Source organism: Kribbella sp. NPDC023855, assembly GCF_040639475.1.
Lineage (GTDB): Bacteria > Actinomycetota > Actinomycetes > Propionibacteriales > Kribbellaceae > Kribbella.
Window position 1 is genome coordinate 99154 of sequence record NZ_JBFAAA010000001.1, and the last position, 23115, is coordinate 122268.

The following is a 23115-nucleotide window of genomic DNA, read 5'->3' on the forward strand; positions in this document are numbered from 1 at the left end:
TCACTGCAGCTTGACCCATTCCGTCCGGGCGACGACGACGATCCGCTCCCGCGCCTGCTCATCGCTGAGTTCGTCCAGCTGAGCGAGTGCGCGCTGGAAACGCGTGTCGGCCAGCTTGAGTTTCAAGGCATCGTCGAGAAGCTGGACGGCCGCACCCAGCTCCATCCCGAACCGGGCCAGTACCTCGAGGTCCGTCACGCTGCGGCCCGCCACCTGTCCGCCGAGAACGCAGGCCAGCCGAAACAGCGGCCCGGTCTTCTCCCCGCGCGCAAGATCGGCCGCTGTGGCCGCAACGGTCTCATTGACTGTCTGGCCGAGCTCGGCGGCCTCTTTGGCAGCTAGGCCGAAGACGGCCACGCGGGTCAGCAGCTCAACCTCGGTCGTGGCCTCCTGCTGCAGCAAGGACGCCAGGTGGAGCAACTCGACAATCGATGCGGCGCGGACGGCGAAGTGCGTGACGACAGGCGGCAGCGGGGCGCCCGGAGTGTGGCCGGCACAGGCTTCGACGAGCGTACGGCGCAGGCGCTGGCCCGCGGACGGGACGAGCCCTCCGACCACCTGCTGGGAGGGCGAGGGCAGGCCGGCGGACAACTCCAGCATCCGGGCGGAGACCTGGCTGTGAAAGTGCGCGGTTTCTTTGGTCAGCAAGTCAGTGGCCTTCGGTCGGTCGGCCCCACGGTAGCGGAGACCGTTTGCACTCTAGGTGGCCTGGTTTCGGCTGCCCAGACAATTCGAAGATCCTCGAACAGATGGACCGATGGCGCCGGTAGCCGTCCGTAATGCCTCGGATGCGGGGTCCGGGTGCGCTGCTCGCCCTGGCTGACCTCTATCGTCGGCGCCATGAAATCTGTGTCGCCGCCGGTTCGTGCCGTCACTGCCGCTGTGGTCTGTGTGGTGATCGCGCTGGCGGCGGCCCTCGCGGTGGACAGCCGGCTCGACCGGCACTGGGTCCTCCGGGGCATCACGCTGTTCCTGGCCCTGTGCTGCGCAGCCGTGCTGTGGAGCGACGAGCGACGGAAACTGCGAGCGATCGTCGGTCTGGCCGGAGTCCTGATGTTCGGGCTGGTCTTCCCGATCACCTCGACCACCTGGTCGCAGCCACCGGAGATCAAGTTCGCCCTGGCGGTCGCCGACGACGCCAAGGCCGCGGCTGACAAAGAGGTCGCCAGCGCGGTCTCGGTCGCGCAAGTGAAGACCGCCACCGAGGCACGCGGTGGAGCAGTTGGCTCCCTACCCACCGAACGCAACCCCGAGATCCGCGGCGCCGACACCTACCCGCTGATCATCCGCCCCAACAAGACCGAGGGCCGCCCCCGGGCCTGCCTGACCTTCGAACACGGCCTGGACGCCAAGATCCGGCCTTGTTGACCACAGTGTGAGAAATCGATTTCCAGACCTCCTCTGGGGCGGTTCGGGACCCTAGGCTCTGGCTCATGACTCTTCCCAGCCTGTCCGGAATCAGCGCGGTCGTCGACGTCCAGACCCGCTCCATCAGCGCGGAGAACCCGACCGGCGAGCCCGGCCAGGGCGGTCGGCGTACGGAGGGAACGGGGGCGCGGGCCGCCCGCGATCTCGGGGTCGGCTGGAAGGTCTCGCCGTCGATCGAGATCGCCGCGGGGGAGACCGTGACGCTCGCCGACATCGCCGGCCCCGGTTGCATCACCCACATCTGGCTCACCACGCACAGCGACAACTGGCGCAGACTCGTCCTGCGCGGTCACTGGGACGGCGACGAGGCGCCGGCCATCGAGGCGCCGGTGGGGGACTTCTTCTGCTCCGGCTGGGGGCGGTTCGCACAGGTCAACGCGTTGCCGGTCTCGGTCAACCCCAACGGCGGCTTCAACTGCTACTGGGAGATGCCGTTCAACTCGCAGGCTCGGTTGACGCTGGAGAACACGCACGACGAGGCGGTCGTCGTCTACTTCCAGATCGACTACTGGCTGGGTGCGATCGCGGACGGATCGGCGTACCTGCACGCGCAGTGGCGGCGGAGCAATCCGCTGCCATCGAAAACTGTCCACACCCTGCTCGACGGTGTGGAGGGGCCGGGGCACTACGTGGGGACCTATCTGGCCTGGGGTGTGAACAGCAGCGGCTGGTGGGGTGAGGGTGAGGTCAAGTTCTACGTCGATGACGACGACGAGTTCCCGACCATCTGCGGCACGGGGACCGAGGACTACTTCGGTGGCGCCTGGAACTTCGACCTGGGCGAGGACCGCGGCGGCTACACGGAGTTCAGTACGCCGTACCTCGGGCTGCCGCAGGTGATCCGCCCGGACGGGCAGTACCAGAGCCAGCAGCGGTTCGGGATGTACCGGTTCCACCTGCCTGACCCGATCCGCTTCCGCACCAAGCTGCGGGTCGACGTCCAGGCCCTGGGCTGGCGCTCGGGAGGCCGCTACCTGCCGCTGCAGGACGACATCGCCTCGACCGCGTTCTTCTACTCCACTGCAACCAGCACTACGCGGCCGGAGGCCCCGACGCATGACGTGATGGAGATCTGCTAGCGCTGGACGGCAAGGGCGGCGGCCGTGCCGAGCGTGGTCAGGGAATGGGCAGTGGGTGGTCCAGGGCGGAGGCGGTGAGGACCACGAGGGCTGTGGTCCAGGCCAGCGGTGCCTCGCCGGCCGGCTTGACGTCGCGGTTGACCTTCTCCGGCAGCGATCCGGTGGCGGTGCGGTGCGCGTCGAGCCAGGCGAGCAGCTCTTCCGCCGTACTACGGTCGCCCCGCGCGGCGGCGCTGAGCGCGAACAGCGCGGTCTGCGGCGTCCAAGCGACCCCGTCGGTCCGCCATTGCTCGCCGGGCGTCACCCCACCGTTGGGCTGGGTAAGCGCTTTGTGGGTCCGCTCGATCGCCTTGGTGACGACCTCGCGGGCGGGGGCGAACGGCGGTCCCAGGATCGTCACGATCGCGTCCGCGCCACCTTCCAGCCCCACCGGTTCGATGCCTGGCTCAACAAAACTGACCGCCTCCGCCGGCGTCCGCGGGTAGTCGGGCCCGAAGGTCCGATCAGTTGCCTTGGACAACCTGTCGGCTGCCTCCTGCCAGGCGGTGACCTCGGTACTGCGATCCAGCATCTTCGCGATCGCTAGCCCGGACCGTAGACCGGTGATCAACGGTGCGATCGTGCCGAGAGTCACCTCTCGTTCCGGTCGCTCCCAGTAGTCGGGCGAGGCTGCGGGCAGGTCGTCGGCACCCAACTCGGCGACGATCTGGTCACCCGACTCCCGGATCATCGGCCAGAAGTCCGCCAGAGCCCGGCCCACGTCGGCTCCTGCTTTGGCACGGGTTGCAGCGCAGAACCATGTTGCCCAGAGCACCCAGCCCGAGCCGTCGAGTTGGGGTTCGCGGCCGTCTCGGGGCTCGGTGCCCTCCGGAGCGGAGTACCGGGCTCCCCAGCGACCTGACGACGGCCGGATCTTGGCGAGGAATCCGAGCACCTTGTCGGCTTCGGCGTACTGGCCGACCGAGCAACGGGCAGCCGCCACGAACGACGCGTCGCGTGGCCAGACGTACCGCCACGGCCCGTCCCAGCCGGCCAGTGTCGCGCCGTCCGGCAGGGTGAGCGCGTCGAGATCGGCCAGTGCGGCGCGGATCAGCTCCGGCCTGGACAGGTCGGCCGAGTCGATCGGCGTCCCGACCACGACGGGTCCTGATCGCCCTGTGATGCCCTCGGCAACCAGTTGTGGTTGGGGGTTGCGATCGAGATTCACCGCGGTGCCGACGGCCAGGATGGCGAGCAGGAGCGCGATCACGGCGTACGGGAAGTACCGCACCCGCCGCGCGCTGTTGTCCCGCATCCGCCCTTCCCTCCTACTGCCCGAGATGCTGGACCTCGGCCTCGATCTTGCGCCGCGGCGCCAGCTCGACCAGGTACATCGCCGACATCACCAGCGCCCCGCCGAGCAGCATCCGCAGCGTCACGCTGTCCGATCCGAACAGTACGGCGAACGCTGACGCGAACACCGGCTCCATCGTCATCGCGATCGCCGCCCGGGTCGGCGTCAGGTACGCCTGCGACCAGGTCTGCACGATCAGCGCGAACGCCCCCGCGATCAACGCCATGTAGACCACCCGGACCCAGTCTCCCGCACCGCCCGGGAGGGAGAACCCGCCGGGGATGGCTCCGACCGCGCAGACCGCGGTGATCGTCACCATCTGCAGCGCCGACAGGCCGAAGGCGTTCGAGGACGTCGACCACGCGCCGAGCCCGATGATGTGCAACGCGTAGAGCCCGGCCGAGGCGAGCGTCAGCAGCTCGCCCGTCCCCAGGCTGAACCCGCGCAACGAAAGAACCGCGAGACCGATCGTCGCCAGCACCACCGCCACCCACGCCCACCGCCCGATCCGGTGCCGCAGGATCACGGCCGCGAGCAACGGGGTGAACACGACGTACATGCCGGTGACGAACCCGGACACACTGGCCGACGTGTGCCGCAGACCTTCGGTCTGCACCAGCTGCGCGACGCCGTAAACGATGCCGAGGGCCACACCCCGGCCGCGGTCGAGCCGGCTGAGCTTGGCGATGGCCGGCGGATGGATCAGGATCAGCGCCACCGCCGCGATCGCGAACCGCAACGCGAGGTAGTCGGCGACGTCCATCCGGTCGAGCAGATCCTTGGTCAGGAAGAACGTCGAGCCCCAAGCCGCCGCCACCGCAAGCAAGGCCAGCACAGCGATCCGCGATCGATTCACGACCAAACCCTCTCAGACCCCTGACACTCATCGGCAATCACCCAGCCAGTGGACCCTGGGCGGCGGTCCCCGGGGGGTGGCCAGTGGTTGTCCCTGGCTCGCGGGCAGGGGGTCCGCCGGGAGAGTACGGGGCATGAGACGACCACTGATCCTGACCTCGGCGGGGGTGCTGGCGCTTTCGGCGGCGGTTCTGATCCCCGCGACCGCGACTTCCAGTTCCGCCGCCCTCAGTCGGACTGCCACCACCGCGCAGCCGTGCTCGGCCTTGCCCTTCGCCGTGCCGTCGGGTGCGACGGTGGAAAGCGTCCATGCGGTCGCCGATCCTGGCGGAACGAAAACCTTCCCCGACCAGACGGTGACCGGCGTTCCCGCGTCCTGTGACGTCACCGTCGTGCTGTCCCATCCGGGCGCCGGTGACCGCGTCACGGTCAAGGTGATGCTGCCGAGCAACCCGGAGCAGTGGACCGGCCGGCTGCAGGCACTCGGCGGCAGCGCCTACCAGGCCGGCGACCTGAACGGGTCCGGCCTGGCGGTGGGCGTGAAGAACGGCTACGTCACCACCACCACCGATGCCGGAGTCAGCCAGAACCTCCTGGACGCCAGCTGGGGGCTCAAGCCTGACGGCACCGTCAACACGGGGCTGCTGACCAACTTCGCCTCGCGCTCCGCGCACGACATGACTGTAGTCGCCAAGAACGTGGCGCGTGCCTTCTACGGCCGCTCCGTCGGCTACGCCTACTGGAACGGCTGCTCGACCGGCGGCCGGCAGGGCTACAAGGAAGCGCAGGCTTACCCGAAGGACTACGACGGCATCCTCGCCGCCGCGCCGGCGGTCGACTGGTCCCGGTTCGCCATTGGCACGCTGTGGTCGCAGGCGGTGTTCAACGAGGAGCACGTCGCGCCGAGCGGCTGTGAGCTGGCCGCGTTCAACACCGCTGCGGTCAAGGCCTGCGACACGCTTGACGGGGTTGCCGACGGCATCATCGACACACCCCGGAACTGTCACTGGGATCCGCGCAGCCTGGTCGGCACCAAGGTGCAGTGCGAAGGGCAGGAGCTGACCATCTCCGCGGCGGTCGCCGAGGCCGTCCGCAAGATCTGGGCCGGACCGACCTCGCCGAGCGGCCGACAGCTCTGGTACGGCCCGAACGTCGGTGCCGACTTCGCGTACCTCGCCACCGTGGGCACGCCGTTCACCGTGGCGGACAGCTGGGCGAAGTACTTCGTGGCCAAGGATCCCTCCTTCGACACCACGAAGCTGACCTACGCGAGCTTCTACCAGCTGTTCACGCAGTCTGTGCGGCAGTACAACCAGGGCATCGGCACCAACGACGCTGACCTGTCCGCGTTCCGCAACGCCGGCGGCAAGCTGCTTAGCTGGCATGGCCAGGCCGACCAGCTCGTGCCCACCAAGAGCACGGTCGCCTACCGCAACCGGGTCAATGCCGTCATGGGCGGCAACGCCCGCGTCAACGACTTCTACCGGCTGTTCCTGCTACCGGGTGTGCAGCACTGCGGCGGCGGTACCGGCCTGCAGGCGGTCGACCCACTGGGCACTCTCGTGAACTGGGTGGAGAAGGGCGAGCGTCCGGCGACCCTCGCCACGGCGACCACCAGCTCCACGGGTGAGGCCATCGCGACCCGAAATGCCTGCCCGTACCCGGATGTTGCGCGGTACGTCGGCCACGGTGATCCGAAGCAGGCCAGCAGCTACCGCTGCGCCAAGTGACCTCTGTCCAAAAAACCGCGGCCCCGGGGGATGCCCCGGGGCCGCTCGACGGTCTAGGGGAGGGCGGTGCGCAGTTCCCGCCGCGAGCTGATCCCGAGCTTGTTGAACACCTTCCGCAGGTGCCACTCGATGGTGCGGGCGCTGAGGAAGAGCTCGGCGCCGATCTCGGCATTCGACCGTCCGTCGCGGGCCCGTCGCGCGATCTGGCGTTCCTGCTCTGTCAGGTCGACCACTCTCGGCGCGGCACGCTGCGGTACGGAGACTCCGCAGGCGGCCAGCTCGCGACCGGCCCGATCGGTGAACGCCTCGGCTCCGATGGCGACGAACATCTCGTGCGCTGTGCTCAGCTGCCGGAGCGCCGCGTCACTGCGGCCCTCTTGGCGCAGCCATTCGCCGTAGAGCAGGTGTGCCCGGGCCAGGGCCACGGCGCCGCTGCTGCGCCCGAGCCGGTCGATCGCCTCGCGGTAGAGCTCGTCGGCTTCGCTTCCCGCACTGACCAGAGCACGCGAACGTGCCTCCGTCCCCAGACCCCAGTCCGTCCCGCTGGGTGTGGTGGTCCGGGCCAGTCGCTCGACGGCCTGAACGGCCTGCGGACGGTCACCACAACGAACCGCCGCCTCTACGAGCTCGCTCAGCGCCCAGGCAGCGAAAGCAGTCTCCGTAGGGTTGGCTGTCGCCAGAGCGGCAGCCTTCCTCGCCTCGTCGAAACGGCCGAGGCCGTTGTACAGCACGGCAGTCGTGTAGTTGACCAGCGTGAAGCCGATGCCCTCTTTCCGCTCGGCCACTGTCTGCCCGGCGGCCTCGAGCAGGCCGACCGCCTCGCTCTCCCGGCCGCGCCACGCGGCCACTGTCGCCGAGTCGTAGGCGGGACGCGCTATTCCGGTCGCTTCGGCGACCGCTTCCGCCTCCTCCAGCAGCTCGTCCGCGACCGTGAACTGACCTGCATGCAGGTGCGCGCTGATCCGCTGGGTCAGCGCCACCGGAAGCATCACCAGTGCACCTGCCGCCCGGGTGTGGCGGAGGTTCAGCTCCGCGAGCTCCTGCCACGCCGCGTCGTCCCAGATCTCATAGCCTCCGTGCGAGGCGATGGCGAGCCAGCGCATCGCCTCCGCGGTCGGGAGCTCGTCGCGGCGGAAGGCCTCCAGCGCGCGCTGTACCAGCGGGGTGCCCTCGGCATGACCCTTGGTGTAGAGCACAGCGAAGGCATCCAGGAGCAGGTCCTGCGCACGGGGTGTCCGGCCCGGCGGGGGCGCCGTCAACGCAGCGGCGGCGACCTCGGCTGCGGTGGCCCGGTCGGCGAACCTGCCGGCCAGCAGCGCGTAGGTGATGGCGTCCAGATAGGTCTCCCTCGACAGTACGGCGTCCAGCCGCTCGAATCGCTGTGCTGTCTCCAGCAACAGGACCGGCGCGTCGGTGGAGTGTCCAGTGGCGAAGGCGAGGTGTCCGCGCAGCTGCCCGACATGGGCCGCCCGCAGTTCGTCGCTCGGACCGGACTGCACCTTGTCGAGCAGGGTCCGGGCGCCTTCGGGTGCGCCGGCGTGGTACTTGGATCTGGCGGCGGCCAGTTCGCGCTCGGCGCGCAGTACCGGGTCCTCGGTCAGGGTGGCCGCGCGCTCCAGGAACGCGGCTGCGGCGGCCAGGCCGCCGCGGGCCTGGGCGCGGTCCGCCGACGCCTCCAGCTCGGCGGCGACGACCTCGTTCCGGTGCTCGGTCGCGTGGGCGAGATGCCAGGCGCGACGGTCCGGGTCGACTTCCTGCGACGTCGCCTCGGCCAACGCCCGGTGGACCCGGCGCCGGTCGTCCGGCGTGGCCGCGCGATATACGGCGGAGCGGATCAGCGGATGACGGAACGCCACCCGAACGCCGATCGTCAGCAACTCCGCTGCCCCCGCAGCGCTGCCCGCCTCGGGGTTCAGGCCGAGCGCCGCGGCGGCGCGCCACATCAGGACCGGATCTCCGGCCGAGTCGGCGGCCGCGAGCAGGAGCAGGTCCCGGGAATCGGCAGGCAACTCCGCGATCCGGCGCCGGTAACTCTCCTCGATCCAGCCGGACAACCCGGAGGCTTCGAGCAGACCGAAGCCGCCGGCGAGGCGGTCGGGGGAGGCGAGCGGCAGTTCCAGCAGCGCCAGCGGATTACCCCGGGCCTCGGCGAGGATCGCGGCTCGGACGCCGTCGTCGAGCGGCCAGCGCACAACGGAACTCAGCAACTGCTGCGCAGCCTCCTCGGCGAGGCCCTGGACCGTCAGCTCAGGCAGCCCACGCAGGCCGGCAATCGGCCGACGGCTGCCCACCAGCAGCAGGACCGACTCGGCCCGTAGCCGGCGTGCCACGAAAGCCACGACCTGAGTTGACGCGTCGTCGAGCCAGTGTGCGTCGTCCACCACGCACAGCAGCGGACGCTCACGCGTCGACTCGGCGAGCAGGTTGAGCAGGCCGAGTCCGAGGAGGAACGGGCCGGGTGCCTCGCCGACCCGAAAGCCGAACGTGGTGGCGAGCGCCTCGGCCTGGGGTGCCGGTAAGCGATCGATCCCGTCGAGCAGCGGCAGGCACAGTTGGTGCAGTGCCGCGTACGGGAGTTCCATTTCGGACTCGACCCCGGAGACCCGCAGTACCTGCACGTCGCCGGCGGCCTGGCGGGCGTAGTCGAGCAGCGTGGTCTTGCCGACGCCCGCCTCACCCAGTACTACGAGAACGTTGCTGCCACCGGTGCGCATCGCCCCGAGCAACCCGTCCAGTCTTGCGCATTCCGCGCGTCGCCCGAGCAGCACGTCGCCTCCCCCTCGCCTGTGCCGAAACCTGATCTGAGGCGAAGGAAGCTTCTCATAGCCTGACGCGTCAACGATCTGGCGGACGGGCCGTTGGGGTCAGCGGCGAGGCCCGTCCGGAGCACGAAGTACGGTCGCCAGTTCCCGGCGCGACGCGATCCCGAGCTTGGTGAACACCTTCCGCAGGTGCCACTCGACAGTTCGTGGGCTGAGGAAAAGGGCAGCTCCGATCTCCGCGTTCGTGTGTCCCGCCACCGCTAAGCGGGCGACCTGCGACTCCTGTGGGGTCAGCTCCTCGTGCGCATCGGCCGTCCGGCTGCGGATCGTTTCACCGGTGGCTTTCAGCTCACGGCCGGCCCGCTCGGCGAACGCCTCCGCTCCCATCGCCGTGAACGCCTCGTGTGCAGCCCGCAGTTCGACCCGGCCATCAGCCCGACGTCCCGCTCGTCGAAGCCACTCGCCGTACAGCAGACGCGCCCGCGCGACGAGCAGACCAAGCCGGGTGATCGACAGTCGCTCGATTGCCTCGCGGTAGCGCTCCTCGGCCTCTGCGGGCGGTCCGGCGAGCGCATCGGCGACCGCCTGCACGCCCAGGGCCCAGTCCGAGCCCACTGGCCCGGTCCGCTCGGACAGCCGGTCCCGGGCCTCAGCTGCGATGGCTGCCTCTCCTGCCCGGGTGGCGGCCTCGACCGCCTCGGCCAGCGCCCAGTTCCCGACGGCCAGGTCGTCGCGATCGGCCGCCCGTCGCGCTGCGTGCATCGCAGCGCGGTAGTCCCCGAGGCCGTTGGACAACAGCGCAGTGGCGACGTCTGCCACGCCGTGCAACCTCCCTTCGCCGTAGGTGTCCGCGTCCCCGACGGCAAGGCCGATCAGCTCTCTCGCCTCGGCTTCCCGGCCCCGGGCGGCGGCCAGAATGAGCGCGGCGGTCGTATCCGGTGCGAGTCCGGTCACCCGGGCCAGTACGTCGATCTCGTCGCACAGGCCGGCCGCATCCGCCAGCCGACCGGCCAGGATCAGCGCACCGGCATGGAACGACAATGCCGCGGGCAGCAGCGACAGCGCCCCGGTACTCCGAGCCTGCATGATCGCCCGCTCGCTGAGTTGGTACCAGGACTCGTCGTCCCAGACCACGTGAGCCGCCGGTACGGCGAGCCAGAGCAGGCGGAGGTCGTCGTCCTGACTCACCGCCCGCAGCGCACGGCGTAGTACCGGGACTGCTGCGGTGTGCCCGTCGAGAACCCACGTCGAGAGCCCGGTCAGCAGCAGTCCCGATGCATCAGAGGCAGGCGGGAGTGCACGAGCGCCTGCGGCGGCGGCGTGTAGCTCCTCACTCGTGAGGCGGCCGCCATGTAAGGCCACTCCGACCGCCGCGAGGTATGTCTCGCGTGCCGCGGCAGGGTCCGCTTCTGCCAGCCGTTGTGCGGCGGCGAGCAGGCGCGGTGCCGCCGCGCGGCTGTGCGTGAGCGCGAACGCCGCTTGGGCGCGCAGCCGTTCTGCGTGAGCCTGCTGAATCTGGTCGAGGGGAGAGATCCCGGCGAGGTCCAGTAGCTGGGGAATGCGCGCCGGCACGCCGGCGGTGAGGTATGCCTCGGCGGCTGACAGCAGGCGTGCGGCACGCGCGGAGCTGTCCGTGCTCAGCTCCGCAGCCAGCTCCAGGAGGGAGGCAACCGCGGCATGACCGCCCTTGGCCAGTACGCGGTCGGCTGCGAAGGTCAGCTCTTCGGCCGTCTTCTCGTCGGTCGCGACCACTGCCTGCGCGCGGTGCCAGGCGTGGCGGTCGGGTTCCCGGCCCGGGTCGATAGCCTCGGCGAGAGCCCGGTGCACCTCCCGTACGGCGGCGGCGTCGGCGGAACGCCAGGCCGCGGTGCGAACCAGCGGATGCCGGAAGCGCACGTGCGCACCGATCTCCACCAGACCCTCGATCCCCGCCGACGAGGCCGCCTCCGGACCGATCCCGAGCCGTTCCAGCGCACGCTGCAGTAGCCCTCCGTCGCCGACGGGTTCCACGGCTGCCGTCAGCAGCAGCCGGCGGCTGTCGTCCGGCAGCGCAGCGATCCGCTGCCGGAAGTCTTCTTCGAGCCGGTTGGCCGGTTCCGCGTTGCCTGCGCCCGCGAAGCCGAAGACCAGTTCCGCCGAGGACAGACCGCGTGGCAGCTCCAACAGGGCCAGCGGGTTGCCGCCCGTCTCGGCGATGATCCGGTCCCGGACGTCGGGGTCCACCGGCCCTGTCAGCACGGAGTCCAGCAGTGCCCGGGCGTCCTCGTCGGCCAGCCCTTCCACGCGCAGCTCGGGCAGGCCGGACAGGAGTTCGTCATTGGCCTGCGCGGGCCCGGCGGTGGAGGTGGACACGGCGAACAGCAGTGCCACGGACTCGGCGTCCAGCCGCCGGGCCACGAACGCGAGGACGGCGGCGGACAGCTCGTCCAGCCACTCCACGTCGTCCACGAGACAAACCAGGGGCTCGTCGGCGGAAGCCTCGGCGAGCAGTCCCAGCACGGCCAGACCGACCACCAACCGCCCGGGTGGCTCGCCGGCGCTGAGCCCGAACGCGGTGGCCAGTGCGGCGCGCTGCGCGCCCGGCAATTGGTCGAGGTGCCCCAGCAGCGGTGCGCACAGCTGCTGGAGTGCGGAGTACGGCATCTCCGACTCGATCTCGACCCCGGCGGTCCGTACGACGCGGCCCGCCGGTGCCCGGCTCGCCAGATACGTCAGCAGAGCCGTCTTGCCGACGCCCAGCTCCCCACGCAGGACCAGCACCCGGCTGTGCCCTTCCTGCACGTCGCGCAGCAACCGGTCGAGGACTTCCTGTTCCCGGCTACGCCCGCGCAGTTGCGGTGGGGGTGGCACACTCACCACGTCCACTGCCTCCTGCTGCTCCGAATCCACCAGCGGATCTCAGCCGCCGAGTCCGGCGGCCCTGGCCATGTGGTCCGCGTACCACGACGGCCAGTCCCGGTCCTCGTGGCCCAGCTCCGCCTCGTGCTTGCCATGGGCAACCGCCGCTTCCCGCAGCGCCTGCTCGAGTTCCTCCGCCGAACGGTAGACCACGTGGCTGACCCGTCCGGGCCTACGCGTGGTGACCTCCTGCAGGACGAGCGTGTTCCCGTCCGGATCGGTGAACGACGCGAACGAGCCGTAGGACTGCCGGGCCGGGTGCGGGCCGGGCACCCGATCGGTCGTACCGGCGTGGTGGAAGACCCCACCGGCGTCGTGGAACACCTCGCTGACCTCGACACCCCGTGCCCGCAGTTCGGCGCTGGCGGAGACGACATCGTCCACGACCAGGTGCACGCCCCGCTCGGACCCCGGCGCCGCATCGGTCACGCCGCTGCCGATGATGATCGACGCGGCCGATCCGGGCGGGGTGAGATGGACGATCCGGAAACCGCCCGGGCCGGCGAAGTCGACGTCCTCGCGGAAGCCGATCCCCGTGTAGAAGGCCTTGGCCCGGTCCACGTCGGAGACCGGGACGACCACGATCTCGATCTTGAAGTCCACCATCGTCAGCTCCTTCGTCACTGCGGTACGCCGCTCGGCGCCCGCCACACCACCCTCCCGCCAGCAGCCGCCCGTCGCCCCAGGGACGAACCCTGGCCCGGGCCCGGGCCCCCGGGTTCACGGGTCGGGCCCGGGGGTCTGCCCGTGGGCGACCAGGGTTCGGCACGGGTTCGACAGGGCCGTCCTGCCCGGCAATCTCGGAGCTACACCGATCCGAGGAACACAGGAGCAGCCATGACAACCATCCACTTCTCCGAGAAGACGAGCGCGACGCCGGAACAGTTCTTGGCCGGGCTGACCGACTTCGGTCCGGGCCGCCAGCAGTTGTTCGGCAACAGCTCCGACGACTACCTGAAGGTGCACGCGAAGGGCGCCGACTCGGCCGACGTCACCGAGGGCTCGGGCGGGGTCTGGGAACGACTGCACTACGACTGGTCCGACCGGGGCAGCGTGGTGATGACGACCGTCGACTCCAACCTCTGGGGCGGCCGATCGGGCCACACCTACACCTTCACCCCGCTGCCCGACGGGACGACGCAGCTGGACGTCGTCGTCGTCCGCGAAGGCAAGAACCTCAAGGGCCGCTTGACCGGGCTGCTGCTGGGAACCGTCGGCCAGGGCGTGCTGAAGAAGGCGTTGAAGAACACGATCAAGGCCATCGAGGAGCGCCACCAGCTGTGCCCGGCGTGACCGGTCCGGCATCCGCAGTACGAACTCAGCTTCAAATTTCACGAAAGGTTTCTCATGACGATCGACCGACGCACCTTCGGCAAGACCATCGGCCTGGGCCTCGGTGCCGCCGCGGTTTCCATGACCGGGCTCGCGGGTCCCGCTGCTGCCGCGGTCCACAGCGGCTCGACGGGGGAGGTCACTCCCAGCAAATCCTTTGCCGGTCTCAAGCAGGTCAAGGCCGGCCTGCTCAACGTCGGTTATGCCGAACTCGGCCCCGCCCACGGTCCGGTGGTCATCTGCCTGCACGGCTGGCCGTACGACATCCACAGCTATGTCGATGTCGCCCCGTTGCTTGCTGCGGAGGGCTACCGGGTGATCGTGCCCTACCTGCGTGGTTACGGCACGACCCGCTTCCTGTCCGCCGGTACCGCCCGCAACGCGCAGCAGTCGGCGTTCGCCCTCGACATCATCGCCCTGATGGACGCCCTGCGCATCAAGAAGGCCGTCCTGGCCGGCTTCGACTGGGGCTCGCGCACGGCCGACTGCATCGCCGCCCTCTGGCCGCACCGGGTGAAGGCACTGGTGTCGGTGAGCGGATACCTCATCACCAACCTCGAGGCGCAGAAGACTCCGCTGCCGCCGAAGTCCGAGTACGCGTGGTGGTACCAGTACTACTTCGCCACCGAGCGCGGCGAACGCGCCATGAACATCCAGCAGGACCGGCACGACCTGGCCCGGCTGGTCTGGGACGTCGTCTCACCCACCTGGAACTTCGACGACACCACCTTCGAACGAACCGCAGCCGCGTTCGAGAACCCCGACTACCCGGCCATCGTGATCGGCAACTACCGCTGGCGCCTGGGCCTGGTTCCCGGTGAGAGGCGCTACGACCACTACGAGAACATCCTCCAGACCAAGCCCCTCATCACCGTCCCCACCGTCACCCTCGACCCGTCCCGCGACCCCTTCACCGCGCCAGGCAACGGCTCGACCTACCGCAACATGTTCACCGGCAAATACCAACACCACACCCTCGACGTAGGCCACAACCTCCCCCAGGAGGCTCCCGCAGACTTCGCCGCCGCCGTCATAGAAGCCGACAACCTCTGACCCCGCCACGGCAGACACCGGCTTGTACGACGGGGAATGTGTGCCTAGCAACAGGAGGTGGTCCTCGATTTGGGCTCACCGGCCAGTCGCCTGAGCGTGTGAGCCGTTGACCCCGCGGAGCACCTCCTGTCGCTCGGCACACCAAGCCGCGCCACAGAAGACGTGGGCAACTCGGGACGAGGAGATTGCTGGCACTGCGCCTTCAGCTCCGCTGACTGCTTGCGGCGTTGGCTTCTGTCGCCGATGGCGTGCTGTCGCGGGCTCTCCGTCCGGCAAGGCGCGCCGGCGGCCGATCCGGTTCGGGTCGCGTCCGAGCTGCGACGAAAGAGCCGCGGCCCGGGCCGGTTGTGGCAAGAGTTGGAGTGCCGCCCAGCCTGGGCGACACCGCGACGAGCTGGGCCCTCCCATGCGGGTGCCTACTCTCGGCGCGACGTAGGAGCGCGCCACCGGGTGGGTGGGAGCTGCCGAGTGGGGAGCGACGGAGGAGCGAGCGGCGAGGTTGCGTGGGTTCAGAGGACTGTGACGGTGATGGTGGTGCCGGGTTTGGCTTTGGTGCCGGCGGCGGGGTTTTGGCCGGCTACCAGGTTGAGGCCGAGGTTGAAGGGGGCTTTTTCGACTTTGACCTTGAAACCGGCGTCGGTCAGGATCTTCTCGGCTTCGGCGAGCTTCTTGCTGCGGACGTTCGGTACGTCGCGCAGCGCCGGGCCCTTGGAGACGACCAGCTGGACCTTGTCCTTGGCGAAGAGGGTGCCGCTGTTGGGGGTCTGGCTGATCACCCGGCCCTCGGGGACCTTCTCGTCGAACTGGTCGGTGCGGCCGATCGTGAAGCCCGCCTTCCTCAGGGTCCGGGTGGCTTCGCGGATCGACTTTCCGGTCAGGTCCGGTACGGCGATGGGCTTGCGGCCCTTGCTGATCGCCAGGTTGACCGCGTCGCCGGGCTTCATCACCGTGTCGAACTTCGGTGAGAACACGATGACCCGGCCGGCCGGCACGGTTTCGCTGTAGGCCTGGCGGATCTCACCGACCACCAGCTTGATGGACTCCAGTGCGCGCTTGGCCGCGTCTTCGTCGAGCCCGGTGAGTTGCGGTACGCGGTACCGCTCGGGGCCTTTCGACACTGTGAGGGCGATCTCGCCTTCCTTGCGGATCCGGGCGCCCGGCTCGGGATCGGTTTTGATGACCGAGCCCTTCGCCACGGTTTCCGAGAAGTCCTGGTTCGCCAGCGTTGTCGTCAGCCCGGCTTGCGCGGCCGCGGTGTTCGCCTCGGGTACCGGCATGTTCACCAGCAGTGGCGTCGAGGTATAGCGGTGTACGCCGTAGAACCACGCCGCCGAGCCGACACCGATCGCCAGCGCCAGGATGGTGAGCAGTGCAATCAACCCGCGTCCACGCCCGCGCTGCTGCTGAGGCGCCGGCCTCGACGGAGGCGGCCCCTGCCTGGCTGCAGCAGTCCTGGTGGCAGCGGCAGGCCGCAGTACGGAGGGCGGTTCGAACGGTACGACGATGGTGTCGTTGCGCGGCTGCTGTTCGACGTACCCGTGCCCACGCGAGTAGCCGTCGTCGTACTCGTTGTCCTGGCGCATCTGCTGGAGCGGCACGGTCAGGTCGCCAGTCAGCTCCGGGTCGTCCGGCAGGCCTTCCTCGATCGCGCTACGCACCCGGTGGACCTGTCGGCTGAACACTCGCGCGTCGGCCGGCCGGAGGTCGCGATCCCGCGCAGTGGCCCGCTGCACCAAAGCATCGACGTACGGCGGGATGCCGTTGACCAGTTCTGAGGGCGGGGGCACATCGGCGTGGACGTGGGCGTAGGCGACCTGGATGGGGCTGTCGCCGGTGTGGGGTTTGCTGCCGGTCAGGAGTTCGTACAGCAGGATGCCGGCGGAGTAGACGTCCGAGCGGGCGTCAGCGCTGCCGTCGGTGACGAGTTCGGGGGCAAGGTACGACACGGTGCCCATCAGCAGACCCTGCGTAGCCGTGTTGCCGGTCGTTGTCACCGCCCTGGCAAGGCCGAAGTCAGCGACCTTGATGACGCCATCGTTGGAGATGAGCACGTTCTCGGGCTTGATGTCGCGGTGCACGATGCCCGCGTCATGGGCTGCCGACAGCGCTGACAGGACGGGCGCGAGCAGGTCCAGCGCGCGGGCCGGGGACAGCGGCGACTGCTGGCGGATGACGTCACGCAGCGTGCGGCCCGGCACGTACTCCATCGCCAGGAACAGCGTGCCGTTGTCGTCGCCCTGGTCGAAGACGGCGACGACGTTCGGGTGGGAGAGCTTGGCGGCGGCCCGGGCCTCGGCGACGAACCGGCGCCCGAACTCGGCGTCGTCGCCCAGACCCAGATGCATCACCTTGAGCGCGACGATCCGGTCGAGCCGCATGTCCAGCGCCTCGTAGACGGTCGCCATGCCACCTTTGGCGACGCGCGAACCCACCCGGTACCGGCCGTCGAGCACTCGCCCGGCAAGGCGGTCGCCGACCTGGGTGTTCACGTCATCCGTCACGTGCGGTGAGCCGCCTCTCGAAGCTGTCTGCTCTGAGAGTGTAAATAAGGCGCAAGGCAGCGGCTCCGTCGCCGCGCCGCATCCGGCCCAAGGGGTGGCTAGCCGACCGGGTTCCACCCCTTCTCGAACTGTCCCTTGAGGCGCAGGACGCTCTGCACGTACCGCTTGGTGTCGGGGTACATCCCGTTCCGCCGGACGCCGCCCAGGCCCTGGTAGTACCCGGCCACCGCGATGTCGAGTTTCGCCGCCGCCGTCAGCCGGCTGAGCAGGACGACACCGGCTGTGACGTTGTCCTGCGGTTTGAGCAGGTCGAGCTTTCGCCCCACCACACTCGAGACGAACTTGCCCGTCGAGGGGATCACCTGCATCACGCCGACGGCGTTGGCGGGGGAGACGACCCGCTGCTTCCAGCCGGACTCCTGCCAGGAGATCGCCAGGGCCAGCTCCGGGTCGAGGCCGTGCCGCTTGGCCGTCGAAATGATCAGCGAACGCATCTGGCTGCGGGTCGGGAGTTTGCGCTTCCGCAGTACGGCGCGGTTGCGGTCGGCCGCGTCGACGATGTGATCGGCGTAGGTGCGGCCCGCGAAGGTGTTGTTCCGCTTCTTGCTCTTGGTCGCCTTCTTCTTCGCGACCGCCTTGGCGTGCACCTTCACCGGGATCAGGAGCGGCTTGCCCGCGTAGATGTGGTCGCGTGGGCGCAAGCCGTTCGCGGCCAGCAGGTTGGCCTGCGTGATGCGGTACCGCTTGGCGATCTTGCTGATCGTGTCGCCGGGCTTGACGACGTACGTGACGCGGCCGACCTGCGTGCGCTTGGTCGAGCGCGCCTTGCCCCGGGCCGTGGTCTTCTTGCCCGGCAGCTTGAGCACCTCGCCGGCGTAGATCGCGTTGCCGTTGCCGGGCAGATTGTTCAGCGCGACCAGGGTCCGGACATCGGTCCCGTACGTCGCCGCGATGTGGCTGAGCGTGTCACCGTTCTTCACCTTGTACTGGCCGAAGCCGGGCGATCCGGCGGTGATCACCCCGGCCGCGAGCAGGGGGACCGTGAAGCCGGTCGATACCCGCAGGACTTTTCGCCACGTGTTGCGCATCTGTCCATCTCCCCGTGTGAATGTCCCTTGACGGTAAGTGGTGGTACAGATGTGACAACAGGTGCGCATGGGGCACTTGTTACGGCTGTAATGCAATGGTTACAATTTAAGGCTGAACTACACGGTTGTACTTCACAATCGATCGACGCTCCGTAGTCGCTTGCCTACAGCAACAGATGCCGACGGCAACAAGAGGCCAACAGAAGCCCTCGGCAACCAGAGCGCCGCAACTACAGCGAGGCGCGGCCTTCGAGTGGCGACGAGGCGAGCGCCGAGTGGTACCGGCGCGGGATGCGCCCGGCCAGCCGGGCGTTCCGGCCCGCGGTCACCGCGTCGCGCATCGCGGCCGCCATCAGGGCCGGCCGCTCGGCGCGGGTGACGGCCGTGGCCAGCATCACCGCGTCGCAGCCGAGCTCCATCGCCAGCGCGGCGTCGCTCGCAGTACCGATGCCCGCGTCGAGCACCACCGGGACGTTCGCCGCCTCGACGATCATGCTGATGTTGTGCGGGTTGCGAATCCCCAGCCCCGACCCGATCGGCGAGCCCAGCGGCATCACCGCGGCACAGCCCAGCTGCTCAAGCCTGCGCGCCAGGATCGGGTCGTCGTTGGTGTAGGCGAGCACCGTGAAACCGTCGGCAATCAAGGTCTCCGCTGCATCCAGCAGCTCGACCGGATCGGGCAGAGCGGTGTGGTCGTCCGCAATAACTTCCAGCTTGATCAGGTCCGTCTGCAAGGCCTCGCGGGCCAAACGGGCAGTCAGCACGGCCTCACCAGCAGTGAAACACCCAGCAGTGTTGGGCAGTACGGCGATGTCGTGCTTGCGCAGCACGTCGAGCACGGACCCCTGCTGATTCGGGTCGAGTCGCCGCAACGCCACAGTGGTCAGTTGCGTACCGGACGCGACCAGCGCCTCCTCCAGTACTTCGAGACTCGGTGCGCCGCCGGTACCCATCACCAACCGGGACGTCAGCTCACGACCTGCGATCACCAGGGTGTCGTCACTCACGGGTCCTCCTCAACCGCCCTGGACCGCGGTGAGAATCTCCACCCGGTCGCCTTCGGCCAGTGTCGTCCCGGGCCACTCTGTCCGGGTCACCACGGCCTCGTTCACTGCCACCGCCACACCGATCGGGCTGCGAGCCCAGCGCTCGACCACCTCGGCGACGGTGGTGCCCGCCGCGAGCTGCTCGGTACTCCCGTTGACGAGCACGTTCATGGCGTCACCTTAACTTCGGCGAAGCGGCTGGCCAGGAACGGTGCCGCCAGTTCGGGAACGACGCCTGTCCGTACTGTCTCGGCGAGGACCTGAGCAGTGACAGGAGTCAGCAGTACTCCGTTGCGGTAGTGCCCTGTCGCCCACAGCAGCCCGTCAAGCCCGGACGGCCCCAGGATCGGAGCGTTGTCGGGTGTAGCCGGTCGTAGGCCTGCCACTGCTTCCACTAGCTCCAGCTCGTCGGTGATTGGCAGGATCATCCGGGCATCCCGCAGCAGCGCGAACACTCCGCCAGCGAGCACCCGGGTGTCGTAGCCGAGCTCTGAAGTTGTTGCCCCAACCACCAGCTCGCCACCGGGCCGCGGGACCAGGTAGACGGCAAAGCCACGCGCTGTCGCCCGCACTGTGTGGTTGAGGGCCGGCTGGTAGGCCTTCGGTACCCGGAGGCGCAGGATCTCGCCCTTGAGCGGCCGTACGGGCACGCGCAGCTCTGCCGGCACACCTTCGAGCTGTCCCGACCAGGGACCGGCTGCAGCGATGACCTGGCCGGCGTGGATGGCCGTCCCGTCCTCCAGTTCGACTCCGACTGCCGCAGTACCAGTTACCAGAACTCTGCTCACGCGTTGGCGGACTAGCTGCACCCCTGTCAGCTCGACGGCGCGCAAGAGGGTCGCTACTGCTTGGCGGTTGTCCACGGAGTGGTCTCCGGGCACCCAGATGCCGGCGGAGACGCCTGCTGCGAGGAGGGGTTCGCGCTTGCGGGCCTCGCGGCCGGTGAGTTCCTCCACCTCCAGGCCGAGCCTGCGCTGGTAGTCGGCCAGTCTGTGGATCGCGGCCGCGTCGTCGGCGTCGTACGCGATCGAGAGAGTCCCGGTCCGGTGGAGTCCTGCAGACTGCCCGGTGAGGGTCTCCAGCTCTTCGGCGAAGCTGGGCCAAGCGGCGACGCTGGCCAGGTTGAGTGCGAGCAGGGCGTCTTCGCCGTACTCGACCTCGGTGACGGGAGCGAGCATGCCGGCCGCCACCGAAGAGGTCTGGCTGCCGGGTGTCGGGTCACATACCGTCACCTGGATACCGTCTGCAGCGAGGCGCCAGGCGGTCGCGAGGCCGATCAGCCCCGCGCCGACAATGACGACATCGCAGGTTCGCTCAGCCATGCAGCCAAGACTACGACGCCTGACACCGCGGCAGCAGGGGCGCATGGCAGGCTGGCCTTGTGACTGAGCACACCGCAGACGCTGGATTGCGTGACCGACTGGCCGATGCCCGCCTCTACCTGTGCACGGACGCACGGGAGAAGCAGGGCGACCTGGAGCAGTTCCTGGACGCCGCACTGGGCGGTGGTGTCGACATCGTGCAGCTACGGCAGAAGGAACTCGAGGCTGCTGACGAGCTGGCGGCTTTGGAGGTCTTCGCGGACGCCTGCAAGCGGCACGGCAAGCTGCTGGCCGTCAACGACCGCGCCGACATCGCCTTCGCTGCGGGAGCCGACATCCTGCACCTCGGCCAGCGCGACCTGCCGGTCCGCGCGGCGCGAGCCATCACCGGGATGGAGCCGGTCATCGGCCGCTCCACGCACAGCTTCAGTCAGGTGAACGCCGCCGTCGACGAGCAGGGCTCCGACTACTTCTGCGTCGGCCCGACCTGGGAGACCCCGACCAAGCCCGGCCGCAGCGCCGCCGGCCTCGGACTCGTCTCGTACGCCGCCAGTCGCCAGCCGGTCAAGCCGTGGTTCGCCATCGGCGGGATCGACCTCGACCGGCTCGACCAGGTCATCGAGGCCGGCGCGAACCGGGTGGTCGTCGTACGGGCGATCACGGAGGCGGACGACCCGGCCGCGGCGGCAGGGGAGTTCAGCCGGCGACTGCGGAGCGCCGGATGATCAACAACCCGAAGGCGGCCCGCATCGTCGCCGCCGTCGTGGTCGCGATGCTGGTGATCACCTTGGCCGCGTCCCTGTTCGGCTGTGGCGCTTCTGGCGCGACAACCGAGGACAAGCCGACCAAGGACCCGGTCAGCGGCCTTGCCTATGTGGCCGTGGCCGACCTTCCCCCGGAGGCCCGGCAGACGCTCGAATTGATCGACAAGGGCGGGCCGTACCCGTACCGGCGGGACGGTGTCGTGTTCAAGAACTTCGAGAAGATCCTGCCGAAGCAGGAGACGGGGTACTACCACGAGTTCACCGTGAAGACCCCCGGCGAGAACGATCGCGGCGCCCGCAGGATCGTGACAGGGAAGGGCGATGAGCGTTACTACACCGACGATCACTACAAGTCGTTCCGCCGGATCCAGGCGGACGGGGGGACCGACGGATGACTGAGCTGCGCACGCTGCTGACCAAAGGCCTGCGGCCGGGGGTCTATCGCTGGAAGGCAGACCTCACCACCGACCAGGTACGCCGTGACGTCGAGGACGCCGGCTGGAACTTCGTCCTGCTCGACACGACGAGCGTCCACGACAAGACCGGCTTCCTGGACGTCTGTGCGACCGCGTTCGACCTGCCGCGCTGGTTCGGCCGCAACTGGGACGCGCTGGCCGACTCGCTCGGCGATCGCTCGACCGGCGAGCCGGAGATCGTCCTGTGGGAGGGCTGGCGCGAGCTGCTCGACCACGACCGCGACACGATCGATGTCGCCTTGCAGATCTTCGCCGAGGACGCGAACGAGTCCGGCCAACTGCGGGTCGTCCTCCGCGAGGCGGACGACGTACCGGACCGGGTCAGCGAAGTACCGGTCCTCTAGGCAGCCCGAACCGAGCCGGTACTCCGGCGCTGAAGGCCACGTGGTCTGGCTGGCGCTGGCTGAGCTCGCCCAGTCCGACAGAGGCGAGTAGGCCCCGGTCCTCGAAGCCCATGAGCTCTGCTCGGTGCAGGACCCAGGGCGGGTGGTCAGTGGGCATGTACCAGGTGCGGCCGGCCCTGCGGAGGTGCAGACCCCAGCGGGCCGTCAGGAAGTGCTCCAGCGGACCTGGCTCCAGTTGCTCGCCCACCTGTGTCTCGATCTTGCTGCTGGCGTTGGCGTGCGGCCAACGGAGGGTCGAGGTGTAGGTGTGCCAGCCGCCGTCTTGCTGGTGCCGCATGCGCGCCCGGCGATAGGGGATGCCCAGGGTGGCGCGGGAGCCCACGACCAGCGGAAGCCAGTTGGCGTCGAGGCTGAGGAAGACCACTCCTTGCCGGCCGGCGCTGTCCACGGAGTACAGGCGGATGTTGGTCTCTAGGAACGACCTGAGCATGACCATCCGGAAGGGCACCAGTCCGACGTACGTCTTGCCCTCGAACGTGTCGGGTTTGGTGCCTGGCGGGAAGAAAGGCGCGACAGTGACCGGCTCGACGGCCCAGTGGATGAAGGACAGGTCGAGCCACTTCTGTCGGAGGATGCTCAAAGTGCTCTATCGTTCCCTGAGAGGTTAACTATAGGGAATTCTAAGGTATGTGATGGAGATCTAGCGTGCTGTTGTCGGTCGAACAGGTGGCGGATCAGCTGGGGTTGCACGTGCGGACGGTCCGCAACTACATCCGGGACGGGAAGCTCGACGCGGTCCGGATCGGCAAGCAGTACCGGATCAGCCGCGAGGACCTCAAAGCCTTCACGGGTGCAGCGGTGGGCGAGGGCGAGCGCCATGTCGAGGTGACGAGCATCGTGCAGGTGGACGCGATCGACCAGGCCGACGCCGACCGGATCAGCACGCACCTCGGCACAGCGATCGGCCAGGGCGGCCTCGGGCAGGCACGGGTCGAGTCGGCGTACGACGAGGACCGCAGCAGCCTCAAGCTGATCGTCCTCGGCGATCCCGAGGCGACCGCCGAGCTGCTGCGGCTGATCAGCCTGCTGGCGAAGGCCTGACCG

The 23115-nt window shown here is 69.0% G+C and carries 21 protein-coding genes; 9 read left to right on the plus strand and 12 right to left on the minus strand.

Features of this window, described 5'->3' with window-relative positions; genetic code table 11:
* Window positions 1–648: a polyprenyl synthetase family protein gene (locus AB0F51_RS00440; protein WP_360271774.1), complete on the minus strand. Its 648-nt coding sequence runs from the start codon at window positions 646–648 to the stop codon at window positions 1–3.
* 192 nt (window positions 649–840) lie between these two features.
* Here AB0F51_RS00440 and AB0F51_RS00445 point away from each other — a divergent pair, with 192 nt between their 5' ends.
* Together AB0F51_RS00445 and AB0F51_RS00450 are read left to right on the plus strand one after the other, a co-directional pair.
* The gene (locus tag AB0F51_RS00445) at window positions 841–1368 is read left to right on the plus strand and encodes a hypothetical protein (RefSeq protein ID WP_360271776.1); all 528 of its coding nucleotides are present in this window, start codon (window positions 841–843) and stop codon (window positions 1366–1368) included.
* Between the two features lie 65 nt (window positions 1369–1433).
* On the plus strand, window positions 1434–2507 hold the full coding sequence (locus AB0F51_RS00450) for a glycoside hydrolase family 172 protein (RefSeq protein WP_360271779.1): 1074 nt from the start codon (window positions 1434–1436) through the stop codon (window positions 2505–2507).
* 37 nt (window positions 2508–2544) lie between these two features.
* Here the strand turns inward: AB0F51_RS00450 and AB0F51_RS00455 are convergent, their stop codons facing one another.
* Together AB0F51_RS00455 and AB0F51_RS00460 are read right to left on the minus strand one after the other, a co-directional pair.
* The gene (locus AB0F51_RS00455) at window positions 2545–3801 is read right to left on the minus strand and encodes a glucoamylase (protein ID WP_360271781.1); all 1257 of its coding nucleotides are present in this window, start codon (window positions 3799–3801) and stop codon (window positions 2545–2547) included.
* Between the two features lie 13 nt (window positions 3802–3814).
* Window positions 3815–4696, minus strand: coding sequence for a DMT family transporter (locus AB0F51_RS00460; protein ID WP_360271784.1), 882 nt, complete (start codon window positions 4694–4696; stop codon window positions 3815–3817).
* Window positions 4697–4829: 133 nt separating this feature from the next.
* On the opposite strand from AB0F51_RS00460, the gene AB0F51_RS00465 reads away from it, so the two are divergent.
* Window positions 4830–6425: a tannase/feruloyl esterase family alpha/beta hydrolase gene (locus AB0F51_RS00465; protein WP_360271786.1), complete on the plus strand. Its 1596-nt coding sequence runs from the start codon at window positions 4830–4832 to the stop codon at window positions 6423–6425.
* Window positions 6426–6478: 53 nt separating this feature from the next.
* Here the strand turns inward: AB0F51_RS00465 and AB0F51_RS00470 are convergent, their stop codons facing one another.
* The 3 genes from AB0F51_RS00470 to AB0F51_RS00480 form a co-directional block, all read right to left on the minus strand.
* Window positions 6479–9193, minus strand: a complete 2715-nt coding sequence (locus AB0F51_RS00470) for an AAA family ATPase (protein WP_360271789.1) — start codon at window positions 9191–9193, stop codon at window positions 6479–6481.
* A gap of 96 nt (window positions 9194–9289) precedes the next feature.
* Complete coding sequence (locus tag AB0F51_RS00475) at window positions 9290–12076, minus strand: BREX system ATP-binding domain-containing protein (RefSeq protein ID WP_360271792.1); 2787 nt, start codon at window positions 12074–12076, stop codon at window positions 9290–9292.
* 9 nt (window positions 12077–12085) lie between these two features.
* Window positions 12086–12736 (minus strand): VOC family protein, encoded by a 651-nt coding sequence (locus AB0F51_RS00480; protein ID WP_360271795.1) that lies wholly within the window; start codon window positions 12734–12736, stop codon window positions 12086–12088.
* A gap of 186 nt (window positions 12737–12922) precedes the next feature.
* Here AB0F51_RS00480 and AB0F51_RS00485 point away from each other — a divergent pair, with 186 nt between their 5' ends.
* Window positions 12923–13378: a hypothetical protein gene (locus AB0F51_RS00485; protein WP_360271797.1), complete on the plus strand. Its 456-nt coding sequence runs from the start codon at window positions 12923–12925 to the stop codon at window positions 13376–13378.
* A 54-nt stretch (window positions 13379–13432) separates the two neighbouring features.
* Entirely contained in the window at window positions 13433–14470 is a 1038-nt protein-coding gene (locus AB0F51_RS00490) for an alpha/beta hydrolase (protein WP_360271799.1), read from the plus strand.
* A gap of 509 nt (window positions 14471–14979) precedes the next feature.
* On the opposite strand, the gene pknB is transcribed toward AB0F51_RS00490, so the two are convergent.
* The 5 genes from pknB to thiO all read right to left on the minus strand — a co-directional run bounded on the left by pknB (window position 14980) and on the right by thiO (window position 20427).
* Window positions 14980–16971 (minus strand): Stk1 family PASTA domain-containing Ser/Thr kinase, encoded by a 1992-nt coding sequence (pknB, locus tag AB0F51_RS00495; protein ID WP_360271802.1) that lies wholly within the window; start codon window positions 16969–16971, stop codon window positions 14980–14982.
* Window positions 16972–17069: 98 nt separating this feature from the next.
* A complete protein-coding gene (locus AB0F51_RS00500; RefSeq protein WP_360271805.1) occupies window positions 17070–18059 on the minus strand; it encodes a LysM peptidoglycan-binding domain-containing protein in 990 nt (329 codons plus the stop codon).
* A 230-nt stretch (window positions 18060–18289) separates the two neighbouring features.
* Window positions 18290–19066: a thiazole synthase gene (locus AB0F51_RS00505; protein ID WP_360271807.1), complete on the minus strand. Its 777-nt coding sequence runs from the start codon at window positions 19064–19066 to the stop codon at window positions 18290–18292.
* Window positions 19067–19075: 9 nt separating this feature from the next.
* Complete coding sequence (gene thiS / locus AB0F51_RS00510; RefSeq protein WP_360271810.1) at window positions 19076–19276, minus strand: sulfur carrier protein ThiS; 201 nt, start codon at window positions 19274–19276, stop codon at window positions 19076–19078.
* The gene (thiO, locus tag AB0F51_RS00515) at window positions 19273–20427 is read right to left on the minus strand and encodes a glycine oxidase ThiO (RefSeq protein WP_360271812.1); all 1155 of its coding nucleotides are present in this window, start codon (window positions 20425–20427) and stop codon (window positions 19273–19275) included. Before thiO ends, thiS begins: the two co-directional genes overlap by 4 nt.
* Window positions 20428–20486: 59 nt before the next feature.
* On the opposite strand from thiO, the gene thiE reads away from it, so the two are divergent.
* From thiE to AB0F51_RS00530, 3 genes are read left to right on the plus strand one after another with little or no spacing between them, the layout of a single operon-like run.
* On the plus strand, window positions 20487–21152 hold the full coding sequence (thiE, locus tag AB0F51_RS00520; RefSeq protein ID WP_360271814.1) for a thiamine phosphate synthase: 666 nt from the start codon (window positions 20487–20489) through the stop codon (window positions 21150–21152).
* Window positions 21149–21586: a ribonuclease domain-containing protein gene (locus AB0F51_RS00525; RefSeq protein WP_360271817.1), complete on the plus strand. Its 438-nt coding sequence runs from the start codon at window positions 21149–21151 to the stop codon at window positions 21584–21586. The genes thiE and AB0F51_RS00525 overlap by 4 nt, the downstream gene beginning before the upstream one ends.
* Window positions 21583–22011 carry a barstar family protein gene (locus tag AB0F51_RS00530; RefSeq protein WP_360271820.1) on the plus strand — a complete coding sequence of 143 codons (429 nt, stop codon included), beginning with the start codon at window positions 21583–21585 and terminating at the stop codon, window positions 22009–22011. Before AB0F51_RS00525 ends, AB0F51_RS00530 begins: the two co-directional genes overlap by 4 nt.
* On the opposite strand, the gene AB0F51_RS00535 is transcribed toward AB0F51_RS00530, so the two are convergent.
* The gene (locus AB0F51_RS00535) at window positions 21989–22651 is read right to left on the minus strand and encodes a DUF2071 domain-containing protein (protein ID WP_360271822.1); all 663 of its coding nucleotides are present in this window, start codon (window positions 22649–22651) and stop codon (window positions 21989–21991) included. The two genes, AB0F51_RS00530 and AB0F51_RS00535, sit on opposite strands and share 23 nt — an antisense overlap.
* Window positions 22652–22716: 65 nt before the next feature.
* Between AB0F51_RS00535 and AB0F51_RS00540 the strand changes: the two genes are divergently transcribed.
* Window positions 22717–23112 (plus strand): helix-turn-helix domain-containing protein, encoded by a 396-nt coding sequence (locus tag AB0F51_RS00540; protein WP_360271825.1) that lies wholly within the window; start codon window positions 22717–22719, stop codon window positions 23110–23112.
* The last annotated feature ends 3 nt before the right edge of the window (window positions 23113–23115 follow it).